The 18,279-nt window shown below is 69.7% G+C and carries 15 protein-coding genes; 12 read left to right on the top strand and 3 right to left on the bottom strand.

The features are described 5' to 3' along the window. The first annotated feature begins 2 nt into the window (after positions 1-2). From ACZ5VD_RS01945 to ACZ5VD_RS01915, 7 genes are all read left to right on the top strand, one after another. Positions 3-1,163: an acyl-CoA dehydrogenase family protein gene (locus ACZ5VD_RS01945; protein ID WP_468680217.1), complete on the top strand. Its 1,161-nt coding sequence runs from the start codon at positions 3-5 to the stop codon at positions 1,161-1,163. 175 nt (positions 1,164-1,338) lie between these two features. Further along, positions 1,339-2,388: an ABC transporter substrate-binding protein gene (locus ACZ5VD_RS01940; RefSeq protein ID WP_468680215.1), complete on the top strand. Its 1,050-nt coding sequence runs from the start codon at positions 1,339-1,341 to the stop codon at positions 2,386-2,388. Between the two features lie 48 nt (positions 2,389-2,436). Next, positions 2,437-3,324, top strand: a complete 888-nt coding sequence (locus tag ACZ5VD_RS01935; RefSeq protein ID WP_468680213.1) for a siderophore-interacting protein — start codon at positions 2,437-2,439, stop codon at positions 3,322-3,324. A gap of 201 nt (positions 3,325-3,525) precedes the next feature. Further along, on the top strand, positions 3,526-4,992 hold the full coding sequence (gene desA / locus ACZ5VD_RS01930; RefSeq protein WP_468680211.1) for a lysine decarboxylase DesA: 1,467 nt from the start codon (positions 3,526-3,528) through the stop codon (positions 4,990-4,992). Further along, positions 4,976-6,259, top strand: a complete 1,284-nt coding sequence (locus tag ACZ5VD_RS01925) for a lysine N(6)-hydroxylase/L-ornithine N(5)-oxygenase family protein (RefSeq protein ID WP_468680210.1) — start codon at positions 4,976-4,978, stop codon at positions 6,257-6,259. Before desA ends, ACZ5VD_RS01925 begins: the two co-directional genes overlap by 17 nt. Then, a complete protein-coding gene (locus tag ACZ5VD_RS01920) occupies positions 6,256-6,801 on the top strand; it encodes a GNAT family N-acetyltransferase (RefSeq protein ID WP_468550540.1) in 546 nt (181 codons plus the stop codon). The genes ACZ5VD_RS01925 and ACZ5VD_RS01920 overlap by 4 nt, the downstream gene beginning before the upstream one ends. Further along, on the top strand, positions 6,798-8,567 hold the full coding sequence (locus tag ACZ5VD_RS01915) for an IucA/IucC family protein (protein ID WP_468680208.1): 1,770 nt from the start codon (positions 6,798-6,800) through the stop codon (positions 8,565-8,567). Before ACZ5VD_RS01920 ends, ACZ5VD_RS01915 begins: the two co-directional genes overlap by 4 nt. A 94-nt stretch (positions 8,568-8,661) precedes the next feature. Here the strand turns inward: ACZ5VD_RS01915 and ACZ5VD_RS01910 are convergent, their stop codons facing one another. After that, entirely contained in the window at positions 8,662-10,239 is a 1,578-nt protein-coding gene (locus tag ACZ5VD_RS01910; RefSeq protein ID WP_468680206.1) for a beta-N-acetylhexosaminidase, read from the bottom strand. A 63-nt stretch (positions 10,240-10,302) separates the two neighbouring features. Between ACZ5VD_RS01910 and ACZ5VD_RS01905 the strand changes: the two genes are divergently transcribed. Then, the gene (locus ACZ5VD_RS01905) at positions 10,303-11,193 is read left to right on the top strand and encodes a DUF4429 domain-containing protein (RefSeq protein ID WP_468550543.1); all 891 of its coding nucleotides are present in this window, start codon (positions 10,303-10,305) and stop codon (positions 11,191-11,193) included. Positions 11,194-11,251: 58 nt separating this feature from the next. Here ACZ5VD_RS01905 and ACZ5VD_RS01900 read toward each other — a convergent pair whose 3' ends face one another. Beyond that, the gene (locus tag ACZ5VD_RS01900) at positions 11,252-12,841 is read right to left on the bottom strand and encodes a purple acid phosphatase family protein (protein ID WP_468680204.1); all 1,590 of its coding nucleotides are present in this window, start codon (positions 12,839-12,841) and stop codon (positions 11,252-11,254) included. A gap of 171 nt (positions 12,842-13,012) precedes the next feature. Between ACZ5VD_RS01900 and ACZ5VD_RS01895 the strand changes: the two genes are divergently transcribed. Beyond that, positions 13,013-13,270 (top strand): hypothetical protein, encoded by a 258-nt coding sequence (locus tag ACZ5VD_RS01895; protein ID WP_468550619.1) that lies wholly within the window; start codon positions 13,013-13,015, stop codon positions 13,268-13,270. A 13-nt stretch (positions 13,271-13,283) separates the two neighbouring features. Continuing rightward, complete coding sequence (gene glmS / locus ACZ5VD_RS01890; RefSeq protein WP_468680202.1) at positions 13,284-15,101, top strand: glutamine--fructose-6-phosphate transaminase (isomerizing); 1,818 nt, start codon at positions 13,284-13,286, stop codon at positions 15,099-15,101. Between the two features lie 313 nt (positions 15,102-15,414). On the opposite strand, the gene ACZ5VD_RS01885 is transcribed toward glmS, so the two are convergent. Next, positions 15,415-15,942 carry a universal stress protein gene (locus tag ACZ5VD_RS01885; protein ID WP_468550546.1) on the bottom strand — a complete coding sequence of 176 codons (528 nt, stop codon included), beginning with the start codon at positions 15,940-15,942 and terminating at the stop codon, positions 15,415-15,417. A gap of 324 nt (positions 15,943-16,266) precedes the next feature. Here ACZ5VD_RS01885 and ACZ5VD_RS01880 point away from each other — a divergent pair, with 324 nt between their 5' ends. Together ACZ5VD_RS01880 and ACZ5VD_RS01875 are read left to right on the top strand one after the other, a co-directional pair. After that, complete coding sequence (locus ACZ5VD_RS01880; RefSeq protein ID WP_468550547.1) at positions 16,267-16,572, top strand: hypothetical protein; 306 nt, start codon at positions 16,267-16,269, stop codon at positions 16,570-16,572. Positions 16,573-16,959: 387 nt separating this feature from the next. Beyond that, positions 16,960-18,195 carry a GlxA family transcriptional regulator gene (locus tag ACZ5VD_RS01875; protein ID WP_468550548.1) on the top strand — a complete coding sequence of 412 codons (1,236 nt, stop codon included), beginning with the start codon at positions 16,960-16,962 and terminating at the stop codon, positions 18,193-18,195. Positions 18,196-18,279 lie beyond the last annotated feature (84 nt).

The raw sequence follows: 18,279 nt of genomic DNA, 5'->3' as shown, positions 1-18,279 counted from the left end.
CGATGGACCACCGTCTCTCCCCCGAGCTGGAGGAACTCCGCCGCACGGTCGAGGAGTTCGCCCACGACGTGGTCGCCCCCAAGATCGGCGACTTCTACGAGCGGCACGAGTTCCCGTACGAGATCGTCCGCGAGATGGGCCGCATGGGCCTGTTCGGGCTGCCGTTCCCCGAGGAGTACGGCGGCATGGGCGGCGACTACCTCGCCCTTGGCATCGCGCTGGAGGAACTCGCGCGGGTCGACTCGTCGGTGGCGATCACGCTGGAGGCGGGCGTCTCGCTGGGCGCGATGCCGATCCATCTCTTCGGTACCGAGGCCCAGAAGCGGGAGTGGCTGCCCCGCCTGTGCGCGGGCGAGATCCTCGGCGCGTTCGGTCTGACGGAACCGGACGGCGGCTCCGACGCGGGCGCGACGCGCACGAGCGCCCGGCTCGACCCGGAGACCGACGAGTGGGTGATCAACGGCACCAAGTGCTTCATCACCAACTCGGGCACGGACATCACGGGATTGGTCACGGTCACCGCGGTGACCGGCCGGAAGCCCGACGGCCGGCCGCGCATCTCCGCGATCATCGTCCCCTCCGGCACCCCGGGCTTCACGGTCGCGGCCCCGTACTCGAAGGTCGGCTGGAACGCCTCCGACACCCGTGAGCTGTCGTTCTCCGACGTCCGGGTCCCGGCGGCGAACCTGCTGGGCGAGGAGGGCCGCGGGTACGCGCAGTTCCTGCGGATCCTCGACGAGGGCCGGGTGGCCATCGCGGCGCTGGCGACGGGCCTGGCGCAGGGCTGTGTGGACGAGTCGGTGAAGTACGCGAAGGAACGCCACGCCTTCGGGCGCCCCATCGGCGCCAACCAGGCCATCCAGTTCAAGGTGGCCGACATGGAGATGAAGGCCCACACCGCCCGCCTGGCCTGGCGCGACGCGGCCTCCCGGCTGGTCTCGGGCGACCCCTTCAAGAAGGAGGCGGCCCTGGCCAAGCTGTACTCGTCGACGATCGCGGTGGACAACGCCCGTGACGCCACCCAGATCCACGGCGGCTACGGCTTCATGAACGAGTACCCGGTGGCCCGCATGTGGCGCGACTCCAAGATCCTGGAGATCGGCGAGGGCACGAGCGAGGTGCAGCGGATGCTGATCGCGAGGGAGCTGGGTCTGACGGGCTGAGCGTCACGTCGGTGCCACCGACAGCGCTTCTCCAGAGGGTTCCCACAGGTTCGGCACAGGTACCCGGGGCCCTCTGGACACGGTGGAAGGTTAGGCTAACCTAAGCAAGATCCCCGGCCACCCGCACGCGCGGACCTCCACCGTGGCACCGTACGCACGAAAGCAGATCCCTCCCATGTCGAACGCCAGAACCGCCCACCTCTCCCGTCGCGGGCTCCTCGCCACCGGCGGCGCGCTCGGCCTCGGCGCCTTCCTGGCCGGGTGCGGCGACGGCGACTCGGAGGCCGGCGGCTCGGACTCGACGGCGTCCGCCCAGGCCTCGTCCGGCCCCTGGAGCTTCAAGGACGACCGCGGCACGACCGTGAAGCTGGACAAGGTCCCGGCGAACATCGTCGCCTTCACCGGCGTCGCCGCGGCCCTCCACGACTACGGCGTCTCGGTCAAGGGCGTGTTCGGCCCGACCAGGACCACGGACGGCAAGGCCGACGTCCAGGCCGGCGACATGGACATCAGCAAGGTCACCATCCTCGGCAACGTCTGGGACCAGTTCAGCGTCGAGAAGTACGCGACGCTCGCGCCCGACGTGCTGATCTCCACGATGTTCGACGACGCCGGCACCCTCTGGTACGTCCCCGAGGCGTCCAAGGACAAGATCGCCAAGCTCGCCCCGAGCGTCGGCATCTCCGTCTACGACCGTCAGCTCACCGCGCCGCTGGAGCGCATGTGGGAGCTGGCCGAGTCCCTCGGCGCCGACCTGACCACCACCAAGGTCACCGACGCCAAGAAGGCCTTCGAGACGGCCGCCACCCGGCTGCGCGCCGCCGCCAAGGCGAAGCCCGACATCAAGGTGCTGGCCGGCTCCGCGAGCGCGGAGCTGTTCTACGTCTCCGGTACCAACCTCTCCATCGACCTGGAGTACTTCAAGGCCCTCGGCGTGAACTTCGTCGAGCCGCCGGAGAGCGCCAAGAAGGTCGGCGGCGGCTGGTTCGAGTCGCTGAGCTGGGAGAACGTCGACAAGTACCAGGCCGACATCATCATGATGGACGACCGCTCCTCGACCATTCAGCCGGCCGACATCACCGAGGCCACCTGGAAGAAGCTGCCCGCGGTCAAGGCCGGCCAGGTCATCGCGCGCTCCCCCGAGCCGATCCTGTCCTACGACAAGTGCACCCCGCTGCTCACCACCCTCGCCGAGGCGCTGGAGAACGCGAAGAAGGTCAGCTGACCACCGCGCCCGCCCGCCGCACAGCTTCCTGACTCCCAGGAGACAAGAGTGACTACCGCCGTGGCCGCCCCGTTCCGTTTCTTCTCCCTCCAGGTCGTACGGACGCGGCGGCTCGGCCCGTCCCTGCTCCGGGTCACCTTCGACGGATCCGATCTCAGGGGGTTCCACTCCCACGGGCAGGACCAGTCGCTGTCGCTGTTCCTGCCGCACCCCGGCCAGCACGAGCCCCGGGTGCCCATCGAACTCGGCGACGGCTGGTGGCAGGCGTGGCGCGAACTCCCCGACGACGTACGGGCGGTGATGCGCTCATACACCCTGCGCGCGCTGCGCCGGGACGGTGCGGGGCACACGGTCGAGATCGACATCGACTTCGTCCTGCACGGTCTGGAGCCGGGTGCCGCCGCCTCCGCGGGGCCGGCCGCGCGCTGGGCCTCGGCAGCCGCGCCCGGCGACCGGGTCCTGCTCCTCGGCCCGGCCGTCGCGGACAACCGGGCGATCCGGTTCCGACCGCCCGAGGACACCGACCTCGTGGTGATCTGGGGCGACGAGACCGCCGTACCGGCGGCCTGTTCCGTCGTCGAGTCGCTGCCGGCCGGCACCCGGGCCCACGTGTGGCTGGAGGTCCCGCACGCCGGTGACATCCAGGACGTGGTGACGGACGCGGACGCCGAGATCACCTGGCTGGTCCAGGGCGAGCACCACGCCGAGGAGGGCTCCCCCACGGCCGCCTCGGCCCCGCTGGCCCTCAGCGCCCTCCGAGCCGCCCAACTGCCGCCCGCCGAGCACCCGTACGTCTGGATCGCGGGCGAGTCCGGGTGCGTGAAGGAACTGCGCCGGCACTTCGTGCGCGAGCGCGGCCTCGACCGCCGGAGAGTCACCTTCGTCGGCTACTGGCGGCAGGGCCTGAGCGAGGAGCAACTGCGCGAGCAGGCGTGACCCGCCGCCCCGGGTGACCCACCCGGGGCCCAGGAGGCCTACGGCAACGCACACACAGTCGGGCTGTGTTCGGAGTGACAGCAGTCACGGCTGGTGCGAGGTTTCGCCAAAGTTAATTAGGTTAGGCTTACCTAAGTTGAAGCCGAGGCTCCGCCCCCTCTCCCCCGCCCCACGGACTGTCCCCCACCGGAGGAACCCGCAATGCGCTCGCACCTGCTCAACGACACGACCGCGGAGCACTACCGCCGCTCCGTGACCGAAGGAATAGAGCGGGTGGCGGCCAAACTCGCCACCACCTCCCGTCCGTTCACCGGCGTCACCGTCGACACCCTCTCCCCCCGCATCGAAGAGATCGACCTCGACAAGCCGCTGCGCGACACCGCCGCGGTGCTCGACGAACTGGAGGACGTCTACCTCCGGGACGCGGTCTACTTCCACCACCCCCGCTACCTCGCCCACCTCAACTGCCCCGTCGTCATCCCGGCCGTGGTCGGCGAGGCGGTCCTCTCCGCCGTCAACTCCTCCCTGGACACCTGGGACCAGTCGGCCGGCGGCACCCTGATCGAGCGCAAACTGATCGACTGGACGACCGACCGCATCGGCCTCGGCGAGAACGCCGACGGCGTGTTCACCTCCGGCGGCAGCCAGTCCAACCTCCAGGCCCTGCTGCTGGCCCGTGAGGAGGCCAAGCCGGGGCGGGCCGGGCGGGAAGCGGCGGACTCCTTCACCGACCTGCGCGTCTTCGCCTCCGAGGTCAGCCACTTCAGCGTGAAGAAGTCCGCGAAACTGCTCGGCCTCAGCCAGGACGCCGTCGTGTCGATCCCCGTCGGCGCCGACAAGCGCATGCAGACCGTCGCACTCGCCCGCGAGTTGGAGCGCTGCAAGCAGGACGGCCTCGTCCCCATGGCCGTCGTCGCCACCTCCGGCACCACCGACTTCGGTTCCATCGACCCGCTGCCCGAGATCGCCGAGCTGTGCTCGCAGTACGGCGTGTGGATGCACGTCGACGCCGCCTACGGCTGCGGACTGCTCGCCTCGGTCAAGTACCGCGACCGCCTCGACGGCATCGAGCGCGCCGACTCGGTCACCGTCGACTACCACAAGTCCTTCTTCCAGCCGGTGAGTTCGTCCGCCGTGCTGGTCCGGGACGCGGGCACGCTGCGCCACGCCACCTACCACGCGGAGTACCTCAACCCCGCCCGCATGGTGGAGGAGCGCATCCCCAACCAGGTCGACAAGTCCCTCCAGACCACCCGCCGGTTCGACGCCCTCAAGCTGTGGATGACGCTGCGGGTGATGGGCGCCGACGGCATCGGGCAGCTCTTCGACGAGGTCTGCGACCTGGCCGTCGAGGGCTGGCAGCTGCTGGCCGCCGACCCCCGCTTCGACGTGGTCGTCGAGCCGTCCCTCTCCACCCTCGTCTTCCGCTACATCCCGGCCGCCGTCACCGACCCGGCCGAGATCGACCGCGCCAACCTGTACGCCCGCAAGGCCCTGTTCGCCTCCGGCGACGCGGTGGTCGCGGGCACCAAGGTGGGCGCCCGCCACTACCTGAAGTTCACCCTGCTCAACCCCGAGACGACGGTCGACGACATGGCCGCCGTACTCGATCTGATAGCCGGCCACGCCGAGCAGTACCTGGGAGAGTCCCTTGACCGCGCGTCCTGAAAACCCGACCACCACCCATGACTTCGTGGGGATCGGGCTCGGCCCGTTCAACCTCGGCCTCGCCTGTCTGACCGAGCCGATCGACGGTCTCGACGGTGTGTTCCTGGACTCCAAGCCCGACTTCGAGTGGCACGCCGGCATGTTCCTGGAGGGCGCCCACCTCCAGACCCCGTTCATGTCGGACCTGGTCACCCTCGCGGACCCGACCTCGCCGTACTCCTTCCTCAACTACCTGAAGGAGAAGGGCCGGCTGTACTCGTTCTACATCCGCGAGAACTTCTACCCGCTGCGCGTCGAGTACGACGACTACTGCCGCTGGGCCGCGAACAAACTGAGCTGCGTCCGCTTCGGCACGACGGTCGAGGACGTGACGTACGACGAGGGCGCCGAGCTGTACGTCGTGAGGACCACCGCCGGCGAGGTCTTCCGCGCCCGCCGTCTGGTGCTCGGCACCGGCACCCCGCCCTACCTCCCCGAGGCCTGCCAGGGGCTGGGCGGCGACTTCCTCCACAACTCCCGCTACCTGGAGAACAAAGAGGAGCTGCAGCGCAAGGAGTCGATCACCCTCGTCGGGTCCGGCCAGTCCGCCGCCGAGATCTACTACGACCTGCTCAGCGAGATCGACGTCCACGGCTACCAGCTGAACTGGGTCACCCGCTCGCCGCGCTTCTTCCCGCTGGAGTACACGAAACTCACGCTGGAGATGACCTCCCCGGAGTACGTCGACTACTTCCACGCGCTGCCGGAGAAGACCCGCTACCGTCTGACGGCCGAGCAGAAGGGCCTGTTCAAGGGCATCGACGGCGACCTGATCAACGAGATCTTCGACCTGCTCTACCAGAAGAACCTCGGTGGCCCGGTCCCCACCCGGCTGCTCACCAACTCCTCGCTCGACAGCGTGACCTACGACGACGGCACGTACACGCTGGGGCTGCGCCAGGAGGAGCAGGGCAAGGACTTCGAGGTCCGTTCGCAGGGCCTGGTCCTCGCCACCGGATACAAGTACACCGAGCCGGAGTTCCTCAAGCCCGTCCGCGACCGGCTGCTCTACGACACACAGGGCAACTACGACATCGCCCGCAACTACGCGATCGACGTGACCGGCCGGGGCGTGTTCCTGCAGAACGCCGGCGTCCACACGCACAGCATCACCAGCCCCGACCTGGGTATGGGCGCCTACCGCAACAGCTACATCATCAGTGAGCTGCTCGGCAGCGAGTACTACCCGGTCGAGAAGACCATCGCGTTCCAGGAGTTCTCCGTATGACCTTCACCTTCCGCCCCCTCGACCCCGTCCAGGACGCCGGGCTGCTGCACTCCTGGGTCACCCATCCCAAGGCGGCCTTCTGGATGATGCAGGACGCGACCCCGGTGGACGTCGAACGGGCCTACCTGGAGATCGCGTCCGACGAGCACCAGCAGGCGCTGCTCGGACTCAAGGACGGCGAACCGGCCTTCCTGATGGAGTACTACGACCCCCGGTACCGCGAACTGGTCGGGCTGTACGAGCCGTTGCCCGGTGACGTCGGGATGCACTTCCTGACTCCGGCCACCGACAAGCCCGTTCACGGGTTCACCCGCGCGGTCATCACCGCCGTGATGGCGCGCCTCTTCGAGGACCCGGCGACCGAGCGCGTGGTCGTCGAACCGGACGTGACCAACACGGCCGTCCACGCCCTGAACGAAGCCGTCGGGTTCGTGCCCGAGCGCGAGATCCAGAAGCCGGAGAAGAAGGCGTTGCTGAGTTTCTGCACACGGGAACGCTTTCTCGACCGGCAGGGCCTGGCCACGACGGGGGTGACCGCATGAGCCTCGCCGACTCCGTGGCCCACCTCTCCCCCGAACGCTGGGAGACGGCCAACCGACAGCTGATCCGCAAGGCGCTCGCCGAGTTCGCGCACGAGCGCCTGATCGCGCCCGTGAAGGACGGCGAGGAGTACGTCGTCCGCAGCGACGACGGTCTGACCCAGTACCGCTTCACCGCCGCCCGGCACGCCCTCGACCACTGGCAGGTCGACGCCGACTCCCTCAGCCGCACCCGGGACGGTGCCGAACTCCCCCTCGCCGCGCTGGACTTCTTCATCGAACTCCAGGAGACGCTGGGCCTGAGCGAGGAGATCCTGCCGGTCTACCTGGAGGAGATCTCCTCCACGCTCTCCGGCATCTGCTACAAGCTCACCAAGCCGCAGATCCCGGTCGCGGAACTGGTGAAGAGCGACTTCCAGGCCATCGAGACCGGTATGACCGAGGGCCACCCCTGCTTCGTCGCCAACAACGGGCGGCTCGGCTTCGGGATCCACGAGTACCTGTCGTACGCCCCGGAGACCGCGAGCCCGGTCCGCCTGGTGTGGCTGGCCGCACACCGCTCGCGGGCCGCGTTCACCGCCGGTGTGGGCATCGCGTACGAGTCGTTCGTCCGGGACGAGCTGGGCGCCCAGACGGTCGAGCGCTTCGACCGACAGCTCACCGACCGGGGTCTGGACCCCGCCGACTTCCTCCTCATCCCCGTCCACCCCTGGCAGTGGTGGAACAAGCTCACCGTCACCTTCGCGGCCGAGGTCGCCCGCGGCCTCCTGGTGTGCCTGGGCGAGGGCGACGACGAGTACCTCGCCCAGCAGTCCATCCGGACCTTCTTCAACAGCTCGCACCCCGAGAAGCACTATGTGAAGACGGCCCTGTCCGTCCTCAACATGGGCTTCATGCGCGGACTCTCGGCCGCCTACATGGAGGCGACCCCGGCGATCAACGACTGGCTCGCCCAGCTCATCGAGGGCGACCCGGTACTGAAGTCGACGGGCCTGTCGATCATCCGGGAGCGGGCCGCGGTCGGCTACCGGCACCTGGAGTACGAGCGGGCGACGGACCGCTACTCGCCGTACCGCAAGATGCTCGCCGCGCTCTGGCGGGAGAGCCCGGTCGCCACCCTCCAGGAGGGCGAGTCGCTGGCCACCATGGCCTCCCTCGTCCACGTCGACCACGAGGGCGCGTCCTTCGCGGGCGCGCTGATCGAACAGTCCGGACTGACGCCGACGGAGTGGCTGCGCCGCTATCTGCGGGCGTACTTCACCCCGCTGCTGCACAGCTTCTACGCCTACGACCTGGTGTACATGCCGCACGGCGAGAACGTCATCCTGGTCCTGCGGGACGGCGTGGTGGAGCGCGCGACCTACAAGGACATCGCCGAGGAGATCGCCGTCATGGACCCGGACGCGGTGCTGCCGCCGACGGTCGAGCGACTGCGCGTCGAGGTCCCCGAGGACAAGAAACTCCTGTCGATCTTCACGGACGTCTTCGACTGCTTCTTCCGCTTCCTCGCCGCGAACCTCGCCGGCGAGGGGATCCTGGACGAGGACGCCTTCTGGCGGACGGTCGCCGAGGTCACCCGTGACTACCAGCACTCGGTGCCCGAACTCGCCGACAAGTTCGAGCAGTACGACATGTTCGCGCCCGAGTTCGCGCTGTCCTGCCTCAACCGGCTCCAACTGCGCAACAACAAGCAGATGGTGGACCTGGCCGACCCGGCCGGCGCCCTGCAGCTGATCGGCCACCTGCAGAACCCCATCGCCGGGCTGTAGAGGGCCCCGCAGACCGACGAGCCCCCGGAGCACGGTCCTCCGGGGGCTCGTCAGCGTTCCCGCACCCGCGCGCAGCGGCCGGGACCGGCCGGAACTACCGGGCGGGCCAGGGCACTTGCGGTGAGCGGAAGTACCCGATCCCCAGCGCGTCCCAGCGCGGCCCCTGTGCCGCCAGCCGCACCCTGTAGGTGTCCCAGTCGTGCGTAGCCGCCGGCGACCAGCCGAGTTCGGCGACGCCCGGGAGCCGCGGGAAGGCCATGTACTCGATGTCGGCGGAACTCCGGAGGGTCTCCGTCCACAGCGGCGCCTCGACACCCCGTACGGCGGAGGCGGGCGTCCCCGGCAGATAGCCGCCCGGGTCCCAGTCGTAGGACCGCTTCACGTCGACCAGGCCCGCCCAGTCCAGCCCCAGCGGGGTGCTCTCGTCGTACTTCATGTCGAGGTAGACCCGGTCGGCCGGGGACAGGATCAGTCCGGTGCCGTGCTGCGCGGCGGCGGCGACCTGCGCCTTCTCCTCGGCGCCGGTGGAGTCGAGCCCCCAGTACTGGGCGAGCGCGCCCCTCGCCGGGGTGGCGCCGGTCAGCTGGTGCCAACCGACCACCGTCTTCCCGTACTCGGACACGATCGGCTGCACCCGGTCCATGAACTTGACGTAGTCCTCGTGGGGGGTGGAGTGCGCCTCGTCGCCGCCGATGTGGAGGTAGCGGCCGGGGGTGAGCGCGGCCAGCTCCCGGATGACGTCGTCGACGAAGTCGTAGGTGATCTCCTTCGACACGCACAGCGAGCTGAAGCCGACCTCGGTGCCGGTGTAGAGCGGGGGCGCGACGCCGTCGCAGTTGAGTTCGGCGTAGGACGCGAGGGCCGCGTTGGTGTGGCCGGGCATGTCGATCTCCGGGACGACCTCCAGGAAGCGGGAGGAGGCGTACCGGACGATCTCCTGGTAGTCGGCCTTGGTGTAGGAGCCGCCGGGGCCGCCGCCGACCTCCGTGGAGCCGCCGTGCGCGGCGAGCCGGGGCCAGGAGTCGATGGCGATGCGCCAGCCCTGGTCGTCGCTGAGGTGCAGATGCAGCTTGTTGATCTTGTAGAGGGCGAGTTGGTCGATGTAGCGCTTGACCTGGTCGACGGTGAAGAAGTGCCGGGACACGTCGAGCATGGCACCGCGCCAGGCGTAGCGCGGGGTGTCCGTGATGATGCCGCCCGCGATCAGCCAGGGTCCGCGCTGCACGGAGTCCTTCTCGACGGCGGCCGGGAGGAGTTGGCGCAGGGTCTGGACGCCGTGGAAGAGCCCGGCGGGCCGGGCGGCGGTGATGGTGACGCCGTCGCGACCGCTGACGAGACGGTACCCCTCCGGGCCGAACGACCCCTTGGAGAGCCGGAGTCGGACCCCTCCGCCGTCGCCGTGCGCGGTGACGGGAAGCCGGTAGCCGGTGGCGGGCCGCAGGATGCCCGCGAGGTACTCACCGACCCTGCGCACCTCACGGGTGTCGTCGACCCGGATGCGGGTGCCGTCGGTGAGGCGGTAGGGGGATCCGCCCGGCGCGACCGAGGCGGGGGCCGGAACGACCTCGCCCAGCGGCCTCGCCCCGCCGGACGCCGGGGCCGGCGCGGCCCCGGTGGTGAAGGTGCCGACCGCCGCCACGAGCAGCAGCGGGCCGAGAAGGTGCCGTCTCATATGCGCTCCCTTCGGAATGGGTATAGACCAACCCTGCCGCAGAACCGGTGAAACAATCCCCCCATGGCGGAAATCCTCCAGAAGGACGGCACCTGGGTCTTCGACGGCGACGCCCTGCGGCTGACCCCGGGGCGGGACAAGAACGTCGGCCTGCTCCGCAGGACCCTCGGTGAACTCGTGGTCCCGCTGGGCGCGTTGGCGGGTATCTCCTTCGAACAGGGCAAGAAGAGCGGCCGGTTGAGGCTGCGGCTGCGCGACGGCTCCGACCCGCTGCTGCTGGCGACCGGGGGCCGGCTCACCGAGCCGCACGATCCGTACCAACTGGTCGTGGAGTCCGACCGGTACGGCGTCGCCGAGTACTTCGTCGACGAGGTCCGGGGCGCTCTCCTCCTGGACCGGGTGCCGACCGACCCGGTGGACGGGTATCTGCTGCCGGGCCCGTCGCTGCCGCTCTCCGTCGCCGCCGGGGACGGCACCGCGACCTTCGACGGCGAGCGGATCCGGCTGGAGTGGAACTGGAAGACGGAGGACGCCAAGGCCGCCGCCGGCCCCCGCACCCTCGCGCTCGCCGACCTCACCGCCGTGGAGTGGCATCCGGCGGCCGGCCTGGAGAACGGCTGTCTCCGCTTCACGGTGAAGAACGCCCCGACCAAGGCCCCGCCCAAGTACGACCCCAACTCCGTGGAGCTGTGGGGCTTCAAGAAGGACCCGCTGATGGCGCTGGTCGCGGCGGCCGTCCAGGCCCGGCTCCCGCATCCGGCGGCGTCCGCCGCCAAGGGCGTACGGCCGCCCGAGGCCAAGGCGCTCACCGCGCCGGCGCCCGCGCCCGCCGCCGAGGACGGCCACGACGCCCTGCTGCGTCGGCTGCGCGAACTCGGCGAGCTGCACCGCACGGGGGTGCTGACGGACGAGGAGTTCACGACGGCCAAGCGGGCGATCCTCAAGGGGATGTGAGGACCGCCCGCCCACTCGCTCGCGGAGTGTGCCCCGCCTTCCGGACACACCCCGCCGCCTACTTCGCCCTGCGCGTCACCGTGAAGTGGTCGATCCGGTCACCGGTCTCGGCGATGCCCGAGACCTTCAGCTTGGCGTAGTGGCCCTTCGCCGCGGGCTCGACGTCCACCCGCAGGAACGAGTAGTCGAGGTAGCGGACCCGGGACCAGGTGACGGTCTCGTTCTGCTTGCCGCCCTTGAGGTTGACGAACGAGGACACGGACTCGACCTGGTCCTCGTGGCCCTCGTACGACAGCGGGGCGGTGAACGAGTAGAGGCTGCGGCCCGCCGCGCCCGCCGTCACGTACACCACGCCGTCGGTCTCGGGGTACGCCGTGCCGCCGATCGGGAGCTTCTTGGCGACCGCGCCCTTCTTGATGACGTCGGTGCGCTCGTACTGGTGGTTGTGGCCGTTGATCACCAGGTCGACGGTGTACTTCTCGAACAGCGGCACCCACTCCTGGCGCACGCCCCCTTCCGAGGCGTGCGAGGTGGAGGTGCAGTAGGCGCAGTGGTGGAAGAAGACCACGACGAAGTCGACGTCCCTGGACGCGCGGAACTTCTTCAGCTGGGCTTCCAGCCACTTGGTCTGGGTGCCGCCGGAGATGCCGAGGTTGGCGGGGATCTCGAAGGAGATGTCGTTGGCGTCCAGCGAGATGACCGCGGTGTTGCCGTAGACGAAGGAGTAGACGCCCGGCAGGTTCTTCTTGTCGGGGCCGTTGCCCGGGAGGTTCCAGCGGGCGTCCTCGCCGCCGTAGCCGTTGGGCGAGTACCAGGCCTCCATGTCGTGGTTGCCGTAGGCCGGCATCCACGGGACGGACTTGGCGACCGACTCGGTCTGGGCGAGGAACTGGTCCCAGATCCGCGAGTCGAAGCCGGTGTCGTCGCTCCTGCCCTGGCCCGCCGGGTCGGCGTAGGCGATGTCGCCGGCGTGCAGGTGGAAGGCCGGGTTCTGGCCGAGGAGCAGGCTGTTGTTGGCGAGGCCGTGGTAGCCGACGCCCTCGTCGCCGAAGGCGGTGAAGGTGAAGGGCGCCTTGTGGGCGGGGGCGGTGGTGAAGGTGCCGAGGGTGCCGAGCAGATGCGGCTCGGCCGGGTCGAAGCCCTGGTGGCCGACGCCGTAGTAGTAGGTCCGGCCGGGCTTGAGGTGGGTGAGCTCGGCGTGCACGTAGTACTGGGTGTGGTCGGCGCTGGCACCGACACCGGCCGGGGTGTACAGGGTGCGCACCTCGGCCTCGATCTTGCGGGACAGGTCCCAGGGCCGGGCACCGATCCGGATGAAGGGCTTCCTGACGGCGACCGGGACCTGCCAGGAGACGGTGATCTCGGTGCGCGGGTCGCCGCCGAAGGCGAGATGGCGCCCGAAGGGGGCGACGAGAGCGCCGTCGACGGTCGCGGTGCGTGCGAAGGTCTCGGTGCGCGTGGCGGTCGGGGTCGCGGCCTGTGCGGTGGCGCCCGGCACGAACGCGCCACCGGCGACGGCACCCAGGGTGACGGCGCCGCCCCTGATCATCGTGCGCCGCGAGAATCTGGCGCGCAGGTATTCGTGCTGTTCGGCCATGCTCATGCGCTCGGCGAGCTGGTCGGGTACGCCCATACGAGGAATGTCCATGGTGTCTGAAACTCGTCGCTTCGGGCGACGGACCGCAAGACGCCACATGGACGGTGCGCGAACAAGCGCTCATAACACATTCAAGGTTCCCCCAAGGCTTCCCAACAGGGACCTGCCCGAAATCGGGCAGGATTCTTGCGAAACCCTTCCGCGTCCCCCAGGATCTACCGGGTGCACGACGAACTCGTTGATCATCTGACGCGGTCCACGCCCCTCCAGCGGGGCGAGGCGCTGCGGGTGATCCAGGACGTGCTCGCCTACTTCGACGAGACGACCGAGGAGTACGTCCGTCGCCGCCACCGCGAACTCCAGGCCCAGGGCCTGGTGAACGCGGAGATCTTCGAACGGATCGAGGCGGACCTGAAATACCGGACGGTCGCACCACCGGAGCTCTCGCTCAGGCAGCTGCGCCGCATCGTCTACGGCTGAGGAATACATATACATGTGCGGAATCGTCGGATACATCGGGCGGCGTGACGTCGCGCCCCTGCTCCTGGAGGGCCTGCAGCGCCTGGAGTACCGCGGCTACGACTCGGCGGGCATCGTCGTCACCTCCCCGAAGGCGGCCGGCCTGAAGATGGTCAAGGCCAAGGGCCGGGTCCGCGACCTGGAGGCCAAGGTCCCCGCCCGCTTCAAGGGCACGACCGGCATCGCCCACACCCGCTGGGCCACCCACGGCGCCCCCTCCGACGTGAACGCCCACCCCCACCTGGACGCCGAGGGCAAGGTCGCCGTCGTCCACAACGGCATCATCGACAACGCCTCCGACCTGCGCCGCAAGCTGGAGGCGGACGGCGTCGAGTTCCTCTCCGAGACCGACACCGAGGTCCTCGTCCACCTGATCGCCCGCTCGCAGGCCGAGAAGCTGGAGGACAAGGTCCGCGACATCCTGCGGGTCATCGAGGGCACCTACGGCATCGCCGTGCTGCACGCCGACTTCCCCGACCGGATCGTCGTCGCCCGCAACGGCTCCCCGGTCGTCCTCGGCATCGGCGAGAAGGAGATGTTCGTCGCCTCGGACATCGCCGCGCTGGTGACCCACACCCGCCAGATCGTCACCCTCGACGACGGCGAGATGGCCACCCTCAAGGCCGACGACTTCCGCACCTACACCACCGAGGGCACCCGCACCACGTCCGAGCCGACCACCGTGGAGTGGGAGGCCGCCTCCTACGACATGGGCGGCCACGACACCTACATGCACAAGGAGATCCACGAGCAGGCCGACGCCGTGGACCGCGTGCTGCGCGGCCGCATCGACGACCGCTTCTCCACCGTGCACCTCGGCGGCCTGAACCTGGACGCCCGCGAGGCCCGCCAGATCCGCCGCGTGAAGATCCTCGGCTGCGGCACCTCGTACCACGCGGGCATGATCGGCGCCCAGATGATCGAGGAGCTGGCCCGCATCCCCGCCGATGCCGAGCCCGCCTCCGAGTTCCGCTACCGCAACGCGGTCGTCGACCCCGACACCCTGTACATCGCCGTCTCCCAGTCCGGTGAGACGTACGACGTGCTGGCCGCCGTCCAGGAACTGAAGCGCAAGGGCGCGCGGGTGCTGGGCGTGGTGAACGTGGTGGGTTCGGCCATCGCCCGCGAGGCCGACGGCGGCATCTACGTGCACGCCGGCCCCGAGGTCTGCGTGGTCTCGACGAAGTGCTTCACCAACACCACGGTCGCCTTCGCCCTGTTGGCCCTCCACCTCGGCCGCACCCGCGACCTCTCCGTCCGGGACGGCAAGCGGATCATCGAGGGCCTGCGCAAGCTGCCCGCGCAGATCTCCGAGATGCTGGAGCAGGAGGAGGAGATCAAGAAGCTGGCCGAGCAGTACGCCGAGGCCCGCTCGATGCTCTTCATCGGCCGGGTCCGGGGCTACCCGGTGGCCCGCGAGGCCTCCCTGAAGCTCAAGGAGGTCTCCTACATCCACGCCGAGGCGTACCCGGCCTCCGAGCTCAAGCACGGCCCGCTGGCCCTCATCGAGCCCGCGCTCCCCACGGTCGCGATCGTCCCCGACGACGACCTCCTGGAGAAGAACCGCGCCGCCCTGGAGGAGATCAAGGCCCGCAGCGGCAAGATCCTCGCGGTCGCCCACCGCGAACAGGAGAAGGCCGACCAGACGATCGTCGTCCCGAAGAACGAGGACGAGCTCGACCCGATCCTCATGGGCATCCCCCTCCAACTCCTCGCCTACCACACGGCCTTGGCCCTGGGCAGGGACATCGACAAGCCGAGGAACCTCGCCAAGTCGGTGACGGTGGAGTAGAAACGCCCCGCGCGGCAGCGCCCCGAAGGGGCGCGAGGCCGTGTCTGTCTGCGGCTTCGCCGCGTGGGCGCGACAAGCCCTCACGCACCCGCAGCGGCCGAACAGCAGAACGGACCCCCACGTGTTGCCACCAACCACAGGGGGTCCGTTCTCGTTCGCCGGGAGCCGCCCAACTCCCAGCCGGCGCAGCCACCCGGTTGCCGTCACGCCCCGACCGGCAGCGCGTCGCGGTGACCGCTATATGCCCTTCACAAGGACACGAACACCTCTACGCGCCAGTAGGTTCGCGCGCCGCACAAGGGAGTTCGGCTGCTCACGGAATGACGACGACCGGCCGCTTGGCCCGCTTGGCGAGCCGGCCGGCCACGGACCCGAAGATCCGTCCGACGAGACCGTGGGTGGACCCCACGACGATCGCGTCGGCCTCGTACTCCCGCCCGACCTCTTCGAGTTCGTGGCAGATGTCGCCGCCGCGCTCGACAAGGATCCAGGGCACCTCCGCGAGGTACTCCGCGCAGGCGAGCTCCAGACCGAGCACCTCGGTGCGGTGGTCCGGCACGTCGACGAAGACGGGCGGCTCGCAGCCGGCCCACACGGTGGTGGGCAGCCGGTTGGCGACATGGACGATGATCAGGCCCGACCCTGAGCGATGGGCCATACCGATGGCGTACGCGAGGGCGCGCTCACTGGACGTGGAGCCGTCGAAGCCGACCACGACGCCGTGCTTGAAGGCGGGGTCGCAGGATTGGCGTGGCTCTTCCGCCGCCAGGGGCTCGGCCGCCGTGGGGTCGGCGACGGGCCGCTTGCGGTCCGCTGGTTCGAAGAATTCGTGACCGGCCATGGCTGTCTCGGCGTTGTGATCCTTTTATGGGTGGGCCGACAGAGAGCGGCGGAGCTGTCCGGGAATCATCTTCCCAACCCCATACCCCCAAGGGTACGGCGGCACGCCTCCTAAGCCCAGATCGCGCCCACGATGCGTGGGGATTCCAGGGAGCATGCACGAGGGGGCGCCCGTAACGCAATGGTTGCTGCGCTGTACAGGCGGTTTGCACAGGATTCACGTACCGGACGGCCTCCTCGGTACCCGATCCGGGCCGCACAGTGACCGACGGATCGAACACGCGTTGAACCCCCTGAGCCACGTCACAGGGAGAGGGAGTACGCCATGCCGGGACCGCAACCCCCCACCCAGGACTCAGCGACGGACGTCGTCCGCTGGGCGGCCTTCAGCTGTGTCCTCGTCCCCGTGGTGCTCCTCTGGTACGGCAGCTCCCTCGCCGGCGCGGCGGGCACGGCGCTCGGCCTCGCCGCCGTCACCGCGGTCTGCCGTATCCTCCTGCGCCAGTCCGAACGCGGCGCGGCCCGTCTGTCGGCCGAGGAGCAGGCGCCCCCTCGCGGACGCCATCACCGGGCCGGATCCGGTACGCACCGAGGCGGACGTCACAGCGGGGGAAGTACACCGGTCGGCTGACCGGTTTCAGCGCACGCGTCCGACTCTTTTCAGCCAACTTCCGGCCACCGCGCATTCCGGGCCCCGACCACCCCCCAACCCCCGTTCCACCTGCACGGAAAGGGCCTGGGGCACCCCGCGCACCCTACGTGGATTGGCCACTGCGACAAGGCGCACTTCCCTGCACGCCCCACGAGTGCAACGCTTCGTGATCGAATGCTTCACGCCAAGTTGCCAAGTCGACAATGTGCCGGATGACGAACTGGTCACCCTGGCATCACGGGACGCAGTAGATTCGATCTTGACTGTCTTACGGCGGGGGACTCGTGCAGGACCGAGGGGAAACGTGTTGGAGCGACAGACCCGAAGGGTTAAGGGTGCCGCGACCACCGAGGGGGGCTTAGCAGTATGAGCCACGACTCCACTGCCGCGCCGGAAGCCGCGGCCCGGAAACTCTCCGGGCGACGCCGCAAGGAGATCGTCGCGGTGCTGCTGTTCAGCGGCGGCCCCATCTTCGAGAGTTCCATACCGCTGTCGGTGTTCGGAATCGACCGACAGGACGCGGGCGTTCCGCGCTACCGCCTTCTTGTGTGCGGTGGCGAAGAAGGACCGTTGCGGACCACAGGGGGCCTGGAACTCACCGCGCCGCATGGCCTGGAGGCGATCTCCCGGGCGGGCACCGTCGTCGTGCCGGCCTGGCGTTCGATCACCTCGCCGCCGCCGGAGGACGCGCTCGACGCACTGCGCCGAGCGCACGAGGAGGGCGCCCGCATAGTCGGGCTGTGCACCGGCGCCTTCGTCCTGGCCGCGGCGGGACTGCTGGACGGCCGTCCGGCCACCACCCACTGGATGTACGCCCCGACGCTGGCCAAGCGCTATCCGTCGGTGCACGTCGATCCGCGGGAGCTGTTCGTCGACGACGGTGACGTACTGACGTCGGCGGGCACCGCGGCCGGAATCGACCTCTGCCTCCACATCGTGCGGAGTGACCACGGCAACGAGGCGGCCGGTGCGCTCGCCCGCCGCCTGGTGGTCCCTCCGCGCCGAAGCGGCGGCCAGGAGCGCTACCTCGATCGATCTTTACCAGAGGAGATCGGCGCCGACCCGCTCGCCGAGGTCGTCGCCTGGGCGCTGGAGCACCTCCACGAACAGTTCGACGTGGAGACGCTCGCGGCGCGCGCGTACATGAGCCGTCGTACGTTCGACCGCCGGTTCCGCTCCCTCACCGGGAGCGCGCCGCTGCAGTGGCTGATCACCCAGCGGGTGCTTCAGGCACAGCGGCTGCTGGAGACGTCGGACTACTCGGTGGACGAGGTCGCGGGCCGCTGCGGCTTCCGTTCGCCGGTGGCGCTGCGCGGGCACTTCCGCCGCCAGCTCGGCTCGTCGCCGGCCGCCTACCGGGCGGCCTACCGGGCGCGCCGACCGCAGTCGGAACGGCAGCCGGACCCCGAGAGCGCGGCCGGTCCGCCGAACGCGCCCTCTCCCCTGCACCCCGAGAGCGGCCCGGTGCCCCTCCAGACGCGTCGCACGCCGTCGCCGAGCCCGGTCGGGACCTCCGCGTCCCTCGCCGCGGCCTCGGACAACGGCCGTGAGGCGTACGCGGGGAGCCGGGCGAGCCTGCCGGGACAGCGCAGCGGAATGTGACGTGTGTCCGGGGCCCGAGGGGCTTTGTCCCCCTTGAGGCCCCGGACATACGATCCGGTGCCCCCTGACATGCGGTCCGGAGCG

The organism is Streptomyces sp. NPDC032822 (assembly GCF_055578825.1).
The sequence above is the reverse complement of the archived record's forward strand: the minus strand, read 5'-3'. Positions and strand labels throughout refer to the sequence as shown.

Coding starts and splice junctions, on each gene's coding strand:
- desA (WP_468680211.1), top strand. CDS start 3,526: ATGCGCTCGCACCTGCTCAACGACACGACCGCGGAGCACTACCGCCGC.
- ACZ5VD_RS01915 (WP_468680208.1), top strand. CDS start 6,798: ATGAGCCTCGCCGACTCCGTGGCCCACCTCTCCCCCGAACGCTGGGAG.
- ACZ5VD_RS01905 (WP_468550543.1), top strand. CDS start 10,303: ATGGCGGAAATCCTCCAGAAGGACGGCACCTGGGTCTTCGACGGCGAC.
- ACZ5VD_RS01885 (WP_468550546.1), bottom strand. CDS start 15,942: ATGGCCGGTCACGAATTCTTCGAACCAGCGGACCGCAAGCGGCCCGTC.
- ACZ5VD_RS01940 (WP_468680215.1), top strand. CDS start 1,339: ATGTCGAACGCCAGAACCGCCCACCTCTCCCGTCGCGGGCTCCTCGCC.
- ACZ5VD_RS01945 (WP_468680217.1), top strand. CDS start 3: ATGGACCACCGTCTCTCCCCCGAGCTGGAGGAACTCCGCCGCACGGTC.
- ACZ5VD_RS01880 (WP_468550547.1), top strand. CDS start 16,267: ATGCCGGGACCGCAACCCCCCACCCAGGACTCAGCGACGGACGTCGTC.
- ACZ5VD_RS01920 (WP_468550540.1), top strand. CDS start 6,256: ATGACCTTCACCTTCCGCCCCCTCGACCCCGTCCAGGACGCCGGGCTG.
- ACZ5VD_RS01900 (WP_468680204.1), bottom strand. CDS start 12,841: ATGGACATTCCTCGTATGGGCGTACCCGACCAGCTCGCCGAGCGCATG.
- ACZ5VD_RS01910 (WP_468680206.1), bottom strand. CDS start 10,239: ATGAGACGGCACCTTCTCGGCCCGCTGCTGCTCGTGGCGGCGGTCGGC.
- ACZ5VD_RS01875 (WP_468550548.1), top strand. CDS start 16,960: ATGAGCCACGACTCCACTGCCGCGCCGGAAGCCGCGGCCCGGAAACTC.
- glmS (WP_468680202.1), top strand. CDS start 13,284: ATGTGCGGAATCGTCGGATACATCGGGCGGCGTGACGTCGCGCCCCTG.